The 13,011-nt window shown below is 71.6% G+C and carries 15 protein-coding genes; 9 read left to right on the forward strand and 6 right to left on the reverse strand.

Annotation, left to right across the window (positions count from 1 at the left end; genetic code table 11):
* Positions 1 to 16: 16 nt before the first annotated feature.
* From AC3AQ1_RS08330 to AC3AQ1_RS08345, 4 genes are all read left to right on the forward strand, one after another.
* The gene (locus tag AC3AQ1_RS08330; RefSeq protein ID WP_108718606.1) at positions 17 to 454 is read left to right on the forward strand and encodes a PPOX class F420-dependent oxidoreductase; all 438 of its coding nucleotides are present in this window, start codon (positions 17 to 19) and stop codon (positions 452 to 454) included.
* A gap of 100 nt (positions 455 to 554) precedes the next feature.
* Positions 555 to 1,478: an NADP-dependent oxidoreductase gene (locus AC3AQ1_RS08335; protein WP_108718607.1), complete on the forward strand. Its 924-nt coding sequence runs from the start codon at positions 555 to 557 to the stop codon at positions 1,476 to 1,478.
* A gap of 243 nt (positions 1,479 to 1,721) precedes the next feature.
* The gene (locus AC3AQ1_RS08340) at positions 1,722 to 2,480 is read left to right on the forward strand and encodes a sulfite exporter TauE/SafE family protein (RefSeq protein ID WP_234417427.1); all 759 of its coding nucleotides are present in this window, start codon (positions 1,722 to 1,724) and stop codon (positions 2,478 to 2,480) included.
* A 70-nt stretch (positions 2,481 to 2,550) separates the two neighbouring features.
* Positions 2,551 to 2,970, forward strand: a complete 420-nt coding sequence (locus tag AC3AQ1_RS08345) for an SseB family protein (RefSeq protein ID WP_108718608.1) — start codon at positions 2,551 to 2,553, stop codon at positions 2,968 to 2,970.
* 90 nt (positions 2,971 to 3,060) lie between these two features.
* On the opposite strand, the gene AC3AQ1_RS08350 is transcribed toward AC3AQ1_RS08345, so the two are convergent.
* On the reverse strand, positions 3,061 to 3,831 hold the full coding sequence (locus AC3AQ1_RS08350; protein WP_108718609.1) for a hypothetical protein: 771 nt from the start codon (positions 3,829 to 3,831) through the stop codon (positions 3,061 to 3,063).
* Between the two features lie 159 nt (positions 3,832 to 3,990).
* Here AC3AQ1_RS08350 and AC3AQ1_RS08355 point away from each other — a divergent pair, with 159 nt between their 5' ends.
* Entirely contained in the window at positions 3,991 to 4,344 is a 354-nt protein-coding gene (locus tag AC3AQ1_RS08355) for an iron chaperone (RefSeq protein WP_108720090.1), read from the forward strand.
* A gap of 28 nt (positions 4,345 to 4,372) precedes the next feature.
* On the opposite strand, the gene AC3AQ1_RS08360 is transcribed toward AC3AQ1_RS08355, so the two are convergent.
* The 5 genes from AC3AQ1_RS08360 to AC3AQ1_RS08380 all read right to left on the reverse strand — a co-directional run bounded on the left by AC3AQ1_RS08360 (position 4,373) and on the right by AC3AQ1_RS08380 (position 8,030).
* Positions 4,373 to 5,395, reverse strand: coding sequence for an LLM class flavin-dependent oxidoreductase (locus AC3AQ1_RS08360; RefSeq protein ID WP_108718610.1), 1,023 nt, complete (start codon positions 5,393 to 5,395; stop codon positions 4,373 to 4,375).
* Between the two features lie 51 nt (positions 5,396 to 5,446).
* Positions 5,447 to 6,082 carry a hypothetical protein gene (locus AC3AQ1_RS08365; protein WP_139987020.1) on the reverse strand — a complete coding sequence of 212 codons (636 nt, stop codon included), beginning with the start codon at positions 6,080 to 6,082 and terminating at the stop codon, positions 5,447 to 5,449.
* Between the two features lie 302 nt (positions 6,083 to 6,384).
* The gene (locus AC3AQ1_RS08370; RefSeq protein WP_016997609.1) at positions 6,385 to 6,987 is read right to left on the reverse strand and encodes a cadmium resistance transporter; all 603 of its coding nucleotides are present in this window, start codon (positions 6,985 to 6,987) and stop codon (positions 6,385 to 6,387) included.
* The gene (cmtR, locus tag AC3AQ1_RS08375; RefSeq protein WP_006590980.1) at positions 6,984 to 7,343 is read right to left on the reverse strand and encodes a Cd(II)/Pb(II)-sensing metalloregulatory transcriptional regulator CmtR; all 360 of its coding nucleotides are present in this window, start codon (positions 7,341 to 7,343) and stop codon (positions 6,984 to 6,986) included. The genes AC3AQ1_RS08370 and cmtR overlap by 4 nt, the downstream gene beginning before the upstream one ends.
* A 288-nt stretch (positions 7,344 to 7,631) precedes the next feature.
* Positions 7,632 to 8,030, reverse strand: coding sequence for a heavy metal-responsive transcriptional regulator (locus AC3AQ1_RS08380; RefSeq protein ID WP_013884816.1), 399 nt, complete (start codon positions 8,028 to 8,030; stop codon positions 7,632 to 7,634).
* Positions 8,031 to 8,111: 81 nt separating this feature from the next.
* Here AC3AQ1_RS08380 and merA point away from each other — a divergent pair, with 81 nt between their 5' ends.
* The 4 genes from merA (at position 8,112) to AC3AQ1_RS08400 (ending at position 12,840) form a co-directional block, all read left to right on the forward strand.
* Positions 8,112 to 9,482, forward strand: a complete 1,371-nt coding sequence (gene merA / locus AC3AQ1_RS08385; protein WP_108718612.1) for a mercury(II) reductase — start codon at positions 8,112 to 8,114, stop codon at positions 9,480 to 9,482.
* 398 nt (positions 9,483 to 9,880) lie between these two features.
* A complete protein-coding gene (locus AC3AQ1_RS08390; protein WP_108718613.1) occupies positions 9,881 to 10,510 on the forward strand; it encodes a recombinase family protein in 630 nt (209 codons plus the stop codon).
* A 13-nt stretch (positions 10,511 to 10,523) separates the two neighbouring features.
* Positions 10,524 to 11,990, forward strand: a complete 1,467-nt coding sequence (locus AC3AQ1_RS08395; protein ID WP_108718614.1) for a Mu transposase C-terminal domain-containing protein — start codon at positions 10,524 to 10,526, stop codon at positions 11,988 to 11,990.
* Positions 11,977 to 12,840 (forward strand): AAA family ATPase, encoded by an 864-nt coding sequence (locus tag AC3AQ1_RS08400; protein ID WP_234417428.1) that lies wholly within the window; start codon positions 11,977 to 11,979, stop codon positions 12,838 to 12,840. Before AC3AQ1_RS08395 ends, AC3AQ1_RS08400 begins: the two co-directional genes overlap by 14 nt.
* Positions 12,841 to 13,011: the final 171 nt, after the last annotated feature.

The following is a 13,011-nucleotide window of genomic DNA, read 5'->3' on the forward strand; positions in this document are numbered from 1 at the left end:
CCCGAGGAGGGTCGCGATGGCGCAGGACGACACACCGACGACGGCGAGCTGGACCGAGGTCGCGCGCTCGCCCTTCGTCTCGCTCGGCACCTACCGGCGCAGCGGTGAGCTCGTCGAGACCCCCGTGTGGGTGGCGCTCGAGGGCGGCGAGATGGTCGTCACGACCGACCGGACGACGGGCAAGGTGAAGCGCCTGCGTCACGACCCGCGCGTCGTGCTGCGGCCTTGCAGCCGGATGGGCGCGGTGGCCGAGGACGCCCCGACGGTGCACGGCACCGCCCGCATCCTGCCCGCCGAGGACCCTGCTGCGATCGCCGGCGAGCAGGCGCTGCGCCGCACCTACGGCCTGCAGTACCGCCTCCTCATCGGCGGCGAGCGGCTGTTGCGCCGCCTGCGCCGCAAGCCGGACACGCGCGTGATCCTGCGGCTGGCCCCGGCCACGCCGAGCGACTGACGCGTGGTGCCCGGCGCCTCGAGTCCGGCCGACGCGTCTGCCGAGTCACACCACGCGCCCTGCGGGAATCCGCCGACCGCGCTCGCGCGTTGGCCCTGACATGAAGGCCATCGCGTACTCCGAGTTCGGCTCCGCCGACGTCCTGCACCTCACCGACCTGCCCGACCCGCACATCGGGTCCGACGCCGTCGTCGTCAAGGTCGAGGCCGCCGGCGTCAACCCCGTCGACTACAAGGTGCGCGAGGGCCATCTCGCGGGCCTCCTCGACACCGTCTTCCCGGTCGTCCCGGGCTGGGACGTCGCAGGCACCGTCGTCGCCGTCGGGCTCGACACCCCCGAGCTCCAGGTGGGTGACGCCGTCATGGCCTACGCCCGCAAGGACGTCGTCTCCGGCGGCACGCTGGCCGAGCTCGTCCAGGTCCCGGTCCGCACCGCGGCCCGCAAGCCGGACGCGCTCTCGTTCGTCGAGGCCGCCGCGCTCCCTCTCGCCGGGCTCACCGCGCTGCAGAGCATCCGCCGCGCCGGGGTCGCAGCCGGTCAGCACGTCCTCGTGCACGGCGCCGCCGGCGGCGTCGGCTCGCTCGCCGTCCAGCTTCTCGTGCACCAGGGCGCGCACGTCGTCGGCACCGCGTCCGAGGGCAACCACGACTATCTGAGGGCCCTCGGCGCCACGCCCGTCGCCTACGGCGAGGGGCTCGCGGACCGGGCGCTCGCCGTCGTGCCGGAGGGGTTCGACGTCGTGCTCGACTACGTGGGCGGCGCCGCGATCGACGCGACCCCGGCCCTGCTGGCCGAGGGCGGCACGGTCGTCTCCGTGGCCGACCCTCGGGCACGCACCGAGCTCGGCGGGCACTACGTGTGGGTGCGCCCGGACGCCGCCGACCTCGCCGAGCTGGGCGCGCTCGCGGCCGACGGCGTGCTGCGGCTCGAGATCGCCGAGACGTTCCCGCTGGAACGCGCCGCGGACGCGCACCGGCTCGTCGAGACCGGGCACGTGCGCGGGAAGGTTGTCGTCACCGTCTGACGCGTGGGGCGGGCTCGCACCGGCCGGCTCATGCGCGCGATGCCAGCGATCCGTGCCGGTGCTCCCCGCGGTGCCAGCGATCCGTGCCGGCCACCCGCGCGATGCCAGCGATCTGTACCGGTTCTAGACCTAACCCGGCACAGATCGCTGGGTCCACCGGACGGGCCGACACAGATCGCTGGGCCCGCGCCCCGACCCGGACCAGATCGCTGGGTCGACGGCGCGTGTGGCAGGGTCGGGGCCGTGCTCGGCCTGGACTTCCCCACGATCGGCTGGATCGTGCTGGCGCTGTCGGCGCTCGTGGTGGGGATCGCGAAGACGTCGATCGGCGGGATGGGCGCGCTCGCCGTCGCCGGCTTCGCACTGTTCATCCCGGCGAAGGAGTCGACGGCGGCGGTACTGCTCGTGCTGATCATCGGCGATGTCGTCGCCGTCTCGACCTACCGCCGCAGCGCAGACTGGGCGATGCTGCGGCGCCTGCTGCCCGCCGTGCTGCCGGGCATCGTGCTCGGCGCGCTGCTCATGCTCGTGGTCGACGACACCACTATGACGATCGTCATCGGGCTGTCCATCCTCGCGGCCCTCGCGCTGCAGCTCGCCCTGCGGCACCGGCCCGCACCGCCGCCCGACGTCGAGCCGCACCTCGCAGCGACGGTCGGCGCGGGCGTCGCGGCGGGCTTCACCACGATGGTGGCGAACGCGGCCGACCCGGTGATGGCGCTGTACCTGCTCGCCGCGCGCGTGGACAAGATGCGCTTCGTCGGCACGAACGCGTGGTTCTTCCTGCTCGTCAACGTGGCCAAGCTGCCGTTCTCCGCGGGCCTCGGGCTGCTGCCCGCGTCCACGCTCGTGCTCACCGCAGTGCTCGCGCCTACGGTCCTCGTCGACACGTGGCTGGGCCGCAGGCTGCTGCGCCGGCTGAGCCAGCAGATGTTCGAGGGCCTCACTCTCGCCGCGTCGCTCGTGGCCGCGATCGTTCTGCTCGCCAGCGCTCTCGTGTGAGGCTGGTGTCCGAGAACCCGTCAGCGTCATACCCGCCCCAGCACCGACCTCCACCCGGAAGGACCCCGCCATGGCCGAACCGCGCCGCGCCACCCCGCTCGAGGTGGCGATCCGACGCGCCACGCAGGGCCGCGTCCCGACCGAGGTGGCCGTCTGGTCGCTCTACGTCGCGACCGTGTTCGTGCTGACCCCGATGACCGAGTCGGGTGCACCCGCCCCCGAGGGCGTCCAGCCGCTCGTGCTGCACCGCGAGGGCAAGCCGTTCCTGGCCGCGTTCACCCACCCCGATCGCGTGCACCCGCAGTTCGGCGAGGGTCGCGCGGTCGCGTCGCTGCCCGGGAGCGTGCTGCTCGGGGCCGGGGCGCCGGAGGTCGGCGTCGTGGTCAACCCCGCGACCGACATCGGCTTCGAGCTGCCCGCCGAGGGCCTCATGGCCTTCCGCGCGGTGGTGCAGGGGCCACCGCCCGAGGAGGAGGGCGCCGCCGGCTGAACCCGGCCGGCTGAACCCCGGCGGCCGAACCCGGCCGGCCCGGCGCCAGGTCGGCGCCGCCGGCCGAAGCCGGCCGCCGCCGCCGCGACCTCAGGGCCGCAGCGCCTGCCACCCGGCGACGTCGTGCACCGCCATCCCGCGGAACCACACGTCCTCGCCGAGCGCGCGCTCCACCGAGCCGGACTCCCGCTGCAGCACCGCGCGGCCGTCGTCGAAGAACGAGCTGCCCGGGTCCCGTGAGCACGTCGTGTCCACACCGATCCGGTAGCTGCGCCGCCCCTCCGCCAGCACCTGGCGCGCGAGGCTCGAGAAGGCGAGGATCGCCGTCGCCCGGTCGCGGTAGGCGAGCACCGTGACCGCGTCCGCGTCCGCGGCGAGGCGCAGGAACGCCTCGGGGCGCTCGACGGCGAGCCACGCCGGCAGGTCGACCTCCACCTCGCGATCGCCGGTCGCGTCCCGCACGTGCCCGACGGCGTCGCCCAAGCCCGCGAGCAGCGTCGCCTCGTTCCCGGGCCACGCGGGCGACGCCCAGGGCTCGACGTCGAGGTGCACGCCGTCGAAGGCGCGCGAGCGGCCCAGGCGCTCCGCCCACTCGCGCGCGAGGAGCGGGTCCTGGGCCCACTGCGGCTCCCCGCCGAGGGCGTGCACGCGGATGCCCGCGCCCTTGAGCGCCGCGAGCGTCGGCGCGCAGCCCGGCTCGGGCCCGGACCACGGCACGCCGAGGAAGACGTCCTCGACGCGCTCGCGCAACAGGTGGTCGACGAGCGCGCGCGGGTGTCGCGGCAGCTGCCAGAGCCAGGCCGCACGCGGCGCCCCGAGGGACGCCGCCAGGGACGGGTCGTCGTCGACCGCCTCGGTCATCCCGTCATTGTGGCGAGGCCGAGCGATCGGGGCCAGGGACGTTCGGCCCGGCCCGCCGTGACGGCCGACCGGTCGGGTGGCCAGCCGCTCCCCCGAGCGGCACGATGGGTCTCGCGCGACGGCGTCAGCACGGGCAGGACCCGACGGAGGGTGGACGCGATGGGCACGGTGGACGACTACCTGGCGGGCCTCGACGAGGCGGACGCGGCCGCGATCGGCCACGTGTACGCCATCGCTCGGGAGCTCGCGCCCGACGCCGAGCAGGGCCTGGGCTACGGCATGCCCGCCCTGACCTGGCGCGGCAAGCCGCTGGTCTCGGTGATGCGCGCGAAGAAGCACATCGGGCTCTACCCGTTCAGCGGCACCGTGGTCGCGACCGTCGCCGCCGACCTGGCAGGGCTGCCCGGAGTCACCTCGGAGAAGGGCACGATCCGGTTCCAGCCCTCGGACCCCCTGCCCGACGGCGTGCTCCGCGACCTCCTGTCGGCTCGCCTCGCGCAGATCGCCGGCTGAGCATCGGCGATCCGCGCGAGCGGTCGGCTCAGCGCCAGCCCAGCCCCGGCGCCACGTGGGTGAGGATCGCCTCGAGGACGTGCGCGTTGTACTCCACGCCGAGCTGGTTCGGCACCGTGAGCAGTAGCGTGTCGGCGGCGGCGATCGCCTCGTCGGCCGCGAGCTGCTCGATGAGCACGTCCGGCTCGGCCGCGTAGGAGCGCCCGAAGACGGCGCGGTAGTCGTCGAGCTCGCCCACCTGGTCGGTGCTGGAGCGGTCGGCGCCGAAGTAGGCCCGGTCCTGGTCGTTCACGAGCGCGAAGATCGACCGGCTCACCGACACGCGCGGCTCGCGCTCGTGCCCCGCCTCGGCCCACGCCGCACGGAACACGTCGATCTGCTCGCGCTGCTGCACGTGGAACGGCTTGCCGCTCTCGTCCTCCTTGAGCGTGGAGCTCATCAGGTTCATCCCGAGCTTCGCGGCCCACTCCCCCGTGGCGTTCGAGCCCGAGCCCCACCAGATCCGCTCCCGCAGGCCCGGCGACTGCGGCTGGATCGCCAGCGGACCCGGGTGCGGGTTGGGGAACATCGGCCGCGGGTTGGGCTCCGCGAACCGCGCGCCGTCGATGACCTGCAGGTACACCTCGGTGTTCGAGCGAGCGACGTCGTTCATCGTCTTGCCCTCGGGCGCGCCGTAGCCGAAGTAGCGGTACCCCTCGAGGACCTGCTCGGGTGAGCCACGGCTGATCCCGAGCTGGAGCCGGCCGCCCGCGATGAGGTCCGCGGCGCCGGAGTCCTCGGCCATGTAGAGCGGGTTCTCGTACCGCATGTCGATCACGCCCGTGCCGATCTCGATCCGGCTCGTGCGCGCACCGACGGCCGCGAGCAGCGGGAACGGCGAGCCGAGCTGGTGGGCGTAGTGGTGCACGCGGAAGTAGGCGCCGTCGGCGCCGAGCTCCTCCGCCGCGACGGCGAGGTCGATGGACTGCAGCAGCACGTCGGAGGCGCTGCGGGTGGCGGAGTGCGGCGAGGCGGACCAGTGGCCGAACGAGAGGAACCCGATCTTCTTCATGGCTCGTTCAACATTCAACTGAATGGATCTGTTCCCCGAGCGCCGGGCACGTCACACGACCGCGACGAGCTGGACCGCGGGCCCGGTCCCCCGACCGGCGTGCGCCGCGATCCGCCGCTCGGCGAGGCCGCGCACGCCGCCGCCCGCGACGGTCGGCCCACCGCGCCACCGCGCCGGATGACCCGTGCGCAGGTCGCGAGGCTCGCCGTCGTGCACCTCGAACGAGCCGGGGGCGACCTCGCCGCCGACGGTGAGCACCGCCGAGCGCGCCGTGGGCACCTCGAGGACGACCGAGCCGTGCCGCCGCACGATGCCGACACCGGCGGCGGCGATCCCGGTGACGGTGAGCGTCGCGTCCTCACCCAGCAGCACCACGAACCCGTCGCCCTCGGCCAGGGTGCGCACCGCGCGCCACTGGCTCGCGAGCGGCGCGCCCCCGGCCCAGTGGCCCAGCAGCGCGACGGTGCACCACCGCCCGCCGAGCACCGCACCCGCGGCGATCGCGGCGTCGGCCGCGGCGTAGCGCCCGACGGCGGGGATCGCCTCGATCCCCTCGCGCACCACGCGCGGGGTCAACACGCCCCAGGGATCCTCCTCGATCGCCACGTCCTGCGCGTGCTCGACGGCGAGCACACCGGATCCGCGCTCCGTCACCGGGGGCGGGGGCGTGCGCCGGAAGGGGCTCATGTCTCCATTGTCCGCCCGGACTCGCCGGGAGCTCGAGCGCGGAGTGCGGGGGGCCGCCTGCCGTCGCGGTGGCTGCGGGACCGCGAACCCAGCGATCTGTTCCGGACCAGCGCCCGCAACCGGCACACATCGCTGGCACCAGGAGTTGCTCCTGTGGCTTCGTTCGCTTGGTGGCGGGGTTTTTGCAGCGCTCCGTGGCGGTCTTGTTGCCGCGATCACGCAGGACTGGCTGCAGGTAGGTGTCGCGGTCTGAACCGAGAGGGGTGCGCCCGGTCGGGGCCGTTTGGATCGCTGCCGCTACGTCAGAGTCCGAAGGCTCCGCCGCTGACGAGGATCACGATGCCGAGGCCGATGAGAACGATGGGGAAGAGGATGTGCTCCCAGCGTTCGAGCACTTCGGCGATCGGGGGGCGGGTGGCGACGAACTTTGCCAGGGCCACCAGGACCGCGACGAGCGCGAGGAAGACGATGCAGTAGGCGACTACTGCGAGAGGTTCCACGCTGAGGAAGACAGGGGTGTAGACGCCGATGTTGTCGCCGCCGTTGGCAAGGGTGACGCCTGCGACGGTCCACACGCCGACCTTCTTGCCGGCAACCTTGGCCTCGTCGTCATCGTCGTCATCGTCTCCGCGCCAGGCCTGCCATGCGGCCCAGAGGCCGAGGCCCAGAGGGATGAGACCGAAGTACGGGATGGCTGCCGAGGGCAGGAATGCTCCGGCACCGATGGTCACCAGGACCGCGGCACCGAGGATGCCGGCGAATCCGAGGTACTGGCCGGCCAGAATGCGGGCGGTAGTGCCGCGCTGGCCTGCCCCTCGCGCGAAGAAGAGGGAGAGCACGATGATGTCGTCGATGTTGGTCGCTGCGAACAGGCCCATCGCCTGCAAGACCGAGGTGAGGATCATGCGCCCTCCCCAGCTGCGTCGCATCCGGGAAGCGAGCAGGCGGGATCGATGCACGGGGCGTCTTCGTCCACTGCCAGGGTGGCATCGACCAGTGCCGTCAGCGCCTGCGCCAGGTGCGAATCGGCGATCTCATATCGTGTCCGACGACCCTCGGGCTCGGAGACGACGATCCCGCAATCGCGCAGGCATGCCAGGTGGTTGGACACGTTCGGGCGTGTCAGGTCCAGATCTCGGGCCAGTTCCGCCGGGTAAGCGGGATGGTCGAGCAGGGTCAAGATGATCCGGGATCGAGTGGGGTCGGCCAGTGCACGACCCAGGCGGTTCATCACGTCGAGACGCGAAGCAATAGTCAGCATGGACTGAACTATACAGCGCGCACTGAACACTCGGTCACAGGCGTCAGCCCAGATCGCATGCCCGTAAGGGGAACGCTCACCGGACACTACCGCTGCTGATCGGGAGGAACGACTGTGGCTTTCAGCGCTGGGTGGCGGGAATCTGTCGCCGCAATGTGGCGGTTGAGCTGGGCCCATGACATCGACGGGGGGCTACGGCCCAGAGGCAGCCATCGGCGGCGCCGTGATCATGTGTGCACCTTGCGGCTGACTGCGCTGCGGCGTTCGCGCGCAGGTACGGCGGATGCTTCAGGCGGTGGGGATGAGGTGACAGACCTGGGCGGGGGTGCACTGGTCAGGGTGCAGAGTCTTTGCCCGCGCGCTGAGCTGGCGCACCTGGGTTAACAGAGTCGTGAGCTCGGCGATCCGCCGCTCAAGATCGTGGGCGTGCTGTTCGAGCACTGCCGCGACGTGTGCGCACGGTGCGCCGGCGCTTTCGCGGGCAGAGACGACGTCGACGATCTCCGCCAGGGTCAGCCCGGCCGCCTGCGCGGCCTTCACGAACGCCAGCCGGTCGACCGCCCGGTGGTCGTACTCCCGGTAGCCCGACGCTTGGCGAGCCGGCGCTGGCAGCACGCCGGCGCTCTCGTAGTAGCGGATCGTCTTGGTCGTCACGCCGGCCGTGGCGGCCAGCTCTCCGATGCGCATGGTCAACCGTAGACCTTGACCTTCCCCCGCACTGGAACGTCTACCGTCCGATGACCTGTCCGCGCGCGCGAGGAGAATGCCATGGACGAGTACGACCTGATCGTCATCGGGACCGGCGGCGCTGCGATGGCCGCGGGCATCGAGGCACGGTCCCGCGGCAACAGCGTCTTGCTCGTCGAGCACGGGCCGCTAGGCGGGACCTGCCTGAACATCGGTTGCGTGCCCAGCAAGATCCTCCTCGCCGCCGCCGGGCAGCGCCACCGTGCGGCCACGCACCCCTTTGAAGGCATCTCCACCAGCGCGGGCCCGGTCGCCTTGGGCGCCCTGATGGAGCAGAAGCAGGCCTTGATCGACCGCCTGCGCCAAGCGAAGTACGCCGACGTCGCCGACGCCCACGGCTTCCCGATCCTGCAGGGCCACGCACGCTTCATCGACCAAGAGACACTGCAGGTCGACGGCCAGGCCCTGCGAGCACGGCACGGGTACGTCGTGGCCACCGGCGTGGCACCACACATCCCGGACCTCCCGGGGTTGGGTGACGTGGCGTACCTGACCTCCACCACCGCGATGGAGCAGCAGGACCTACCCGCATCCATGGTGGTGCTCGGCGCCGGGTATGTCGGGCTCGAGCAGGCCCAGCTGTGGGCGCACCTCGGTGTCGCCGTCACCATCGTCGGACGCTTCGCGCCCCACGCGGAGCCGGAGGTTGCAGACGTGTTGCTCGGCGTGTTTCAGGACGAGGGCATCACCGTGGTGCAGGAGCGCGCGACGGAGGTGCGGGCGACTCACGACGGCGTTGAGGTCCGGACCGGGAGCGAGAGGCGGCTGACGGGCCAGCGGTTGCTCGTGGCGACCGGGCGCTTCGCCGACACGTCCGACCTGGCTCTCAATGCAGCAGGTGTTGCTACTGACAGGCGCGGCTTCGTCGTCGTCGACGAGAACCAGCGGACCACCAACCCACGGGTCTTCGCGGCCGGGGACGTGTCCGGCGTCCCGCAGTACGTCTACGTCGCAGCCCAGACAGGACACGTCGCCGCAGCCGGCGCGCTCGGCCAGCCCTCAGCAGTGGACTATCGAGGGCTGCCCGGCGTCACCTTCACCACGCCCCAGATCGCCAGCGCGGGACTGACGGAGGACCAAGCTCTCGCCGCTGGGCACGCCTGCGAATGCCGCGTCCTAGGAGCGCAAGACATCCCGCGCGCCCTGGTCAACCAGGACACCCGCGGTGTCCTCAAGCTCGTCATCGACGCCGAGAGCCGCAAGATCCTCGGGGTGCACGCTGCCCTGGACGGCGCAGGCGAACTGATGCTCGCAGCGACCTACGCGATCAAGTTCGGCCTCACCGTGGACGACCTCGCCGACACTTGGGCCCCCTACCTAACGATGAGCGAAGCCCTGCGCATCGCCGCCGGCTTGTTCCGCTCAGCGCTGCCCACGAGCTGCTGCGCATAGGCACCCGAGCCGGCGCGTCACGGCTCGTGCGAGCCCGCGCCGACAGTGTCGCCCTTCAGCCTCAGGGCCACCCATAGGCCGCAAGGCCGACAGATGTACGACGCCCCGCCGTCCAACGCATGAAGAGCGCGGCGCGGCTTGCTGCGCCCGCAGCACGAGCACTCCCTCGAGTCCTGGCTCATCACGCGATGCTCCCACTCCCGCACCAGAAGACACAGGGCCAGGCTGGGTCAACGCGTCAGACAGAGTTGAGCCTGTCCCACTTCCTTGGAAGTGGGACGAGCGGTCCAAGACTTGTTCGAGCCAAGGCGGCACGGCTGACGCGCCGTGCCAGAAGTAGGTCCCGAAATCGCGTCCCGTTGGTTCCGTACAGAGACGACCTTCGGTACGTTGGGCCGGTGGAGTTGGGCTACGCACGCGTCTCGACGGCGAAGCAGGACCTTGACCGGCAGGTCGAGGCGCTCGTGGCGGCCGGCGTCGCACGGGACAAGATCTTTTTGGACAAGAAGTCCGGCGCGACCACCGACCGGCCGGGCCTCCGGGCGGTGTTGGCGTACGCCCGTGAGGGCGACGTCATCGTCGTGCACACCCTGGACCGCCTGGGGCGCACGGTGCGCGACACCCTCAACCTGATCCACGACCTCACCGACCGCGGCGTCGGGGTCCGCAACCTCGCGGACCCGATCAAGGTCGACTCCGCGAACCCCAGCGACCCGATGGGACAGCTCGCGGTCGTCCTGCTGGCCCTGTTCGCGCAGATGGAACGGACCTACACCGTCGAGCGCGCCGCCCACGCTCGAGCTGTTGCCACAGCCAAGGGCCGGCGGATTGGCCGACCCGTCCTGGTCGACGCTGACAAGCTCGCCTACGCCGCCCACCTGCGTGAGGCCGGCCACTCCATCGCGGAGATCGTCGCCAAGACGGGGATCGCCCGCACCAGCCTGTACCGCCACCTGCCGCCTCGGGCCGTCGAGCACCTCACCGCTGCGCCGGCGACCGAGCAGGCGGCAGCGGAGTCCGCGAGGTAGCAAGGAGACAGCGATGGTCTCGGCTCGGTTGACGGCCCAGCAGAAGGCCTTGCTGCTGTGCCAGCACCTCCAGGACGGAGTGCCGCTGACCCGCCTGGCTGAGCACGCTGGCATCCCGGAGCGCACGCTGCGCCGGTGGGCAACGACCTACCGGGCCGACGGGACCGTCGATTCACTGGAACGTCGACGGCGCAGCGACGCCGGCCAGCGCCGGCTGCCCGACGACCTCATCGCGGCCGTCGAGGCGTTGGCTCTACGCCGGCCCGCCCCGACGACCGCGTTCGTGCACCGCCGGATCGCTGACATGGCGCGCGACCGCGGGCTGGCTCCGCCGAGCTACTCCACGGTGCGCGACATCGTCACCAGCATCGACCCAGGTCTGCGCACCCTTGCGACGGGTGGCGACACCGCCTATCGGGATCGGTTCGAGCTGGTCTACCGGCGCTCGGCGGCCCGCCCGAACGAACAGTGGCAGGCCGACCACACGCTGCTCGACGTGCAGATCCTCGATGCCCACCGACGCCCGGCACGACCGTGGCTGACGGTAGTGCTGGACGACTACTCGCGTGCCGTCGCCGGCTACACGCTCTTCCTCGGCGCGCCGAGCGCCGAGCGGACGGCCCTCGCGCTGCACCAGGCCGTCATCGCGAAGGGCAACCCTGCCTGGCCGGTCCAAGGCCTACCCGACGTGCTCTACAGCGACCACGGCAGCGACTTCACCAGCAGCCGGCTCGAGCGGGTCTGCCTCGACACCCACGTCAGCCTGATCCACTCCCGGATCGGGGTCCCGCAAGGCCGCGGCAAGATCGAGCGCCTCTTCAGGACCATCACCACCGAGCTGCTGCCGCACCTGCCGGGGTACATCCCGCACGGCACCGGCGGGCAACCCACCACACCGCCGCAGCTCACCCTCGCCGAGCTCGACAGCGCAGTCGAGCGCTTCGTCGTCGAGGAGTATCACAGCCGGCCGCACTCCGAGACCCGGCAGCCGCCCGTGGTCCGCTGGCTCGCCGACGGTTGGATCCCTCGCAGCCCAGCCCACCCGGAGGACCTCGACACGCTCCTGCTCACGGCGGCTACCAGCCGCATCGTCCAACGTGACGGGATCCGCTTCTCCGGCACCCGGTACATCAGCCCGGTGCTCGCCGCCTACGTCGGAGAGAGCGTCACCATCCGCTACGACCCCCGCGACGCAGCCGAGGTCCACGTCTACTACTGCGATAAGTACCTGTGCCGGGCGATCGCACCTGAGCTCGCCCGCGAAGCAGTCACGCTGGAGCAGCTGCAGGACGCTCGCGTCGCCAGACGGCGGGCGCTGAAGAAGGAGCTGCGCGAGCGTCGGAGTCTGGCCGACGCCTTGCCCGCGGATCACCACTACGCCGTGGTGCAGCCCGCGGGCTTGCCGGGCGTGGACGGGCAGCGTCCGCCGGCCGAGCCGCCCGTCCCTCGTCACAGGCTGCGGACCTATGCCAACGACTGAACCTGCCCCCGACCGGAGCATCCTCGGCAAGAACGACGACGGCCGGCGCTTCCTGACCAGAGGACTGGGTGAGCTTGTCCCGCCGGCGCCGCGTGAGGAGCAGGTCTCCTTCTTGGTCACGAAGGAGCACCGGCGGTTCGCAGAGTTCGCCGACACCGTGCGACGCCACCGCCACGTCGGGCTGTGCTGGGGGCCGCCCGGGGTTGGCAAGACCCTGTCTGCTCGCCACTACGCCGGCACGGATCACTGGGCGCGTTGGCAGCACACCCTCACCAGCGGCACCGATCCCGGTGCCGTGCCCGAACGCGTCCTGCAGGCGCGGACCGCGTTCTGGACGCCCACGGTCAACGCGAGCACCCGCGAAGTCGACCGGGCCTTGCCCCGCGCGTGCCAGGAGATCTCCTACGCCGTCGACTACCACCAGTACGGCAAGGTCGACCCCTTCGTGCACCCGGCCTCAGCGGGCTCTGCGCTCACCGAGCTGCTCATCATCGACGAAGCCGACCGGCTTAGAACCGTCGGGCTGGAGCAAGTCCGCGACTACTACGACCGACACCGCCTCGGCGTCATCCTGATCGGCATGCCCGGGATCGAGAAGCGCCTGGCCCGTTACCCCCAGCTCTACAGCAGGATCGGCTTCGCCCACGAGTACCGATCACTGGGCCCGACGAGCTCACCGCCGTCCTCACCCGCCGCTGGCAATCAGATAAGCACCCGGACGAAGACGACTTGGCTCAGGCCGCCGCCATCACCACGGTCGCCCGCGTCACCGGCGGCAACTTCCGCCTCGTCGACCGACTCCTCACTCAGATTGAACGCATCCGCCAGATCAACCACCTCCCGACGGTGACACCGGAGGTCGTCGAAGCGGCCCGCGAGGCCCTCCTCATCGGGCACTGAGCGAAGGTGCCCGGACACAGAGCACAGGTGATCTACGGCCACATATCCCTGTGGGCCACAGTTGCTCCACCACGAACCCAGCGATCTGTTCCGGACCAGCGCCAACAACCGGCACACATCG

This window comes from Miniimonas sp. S16 (assembly GCF_057748195.1).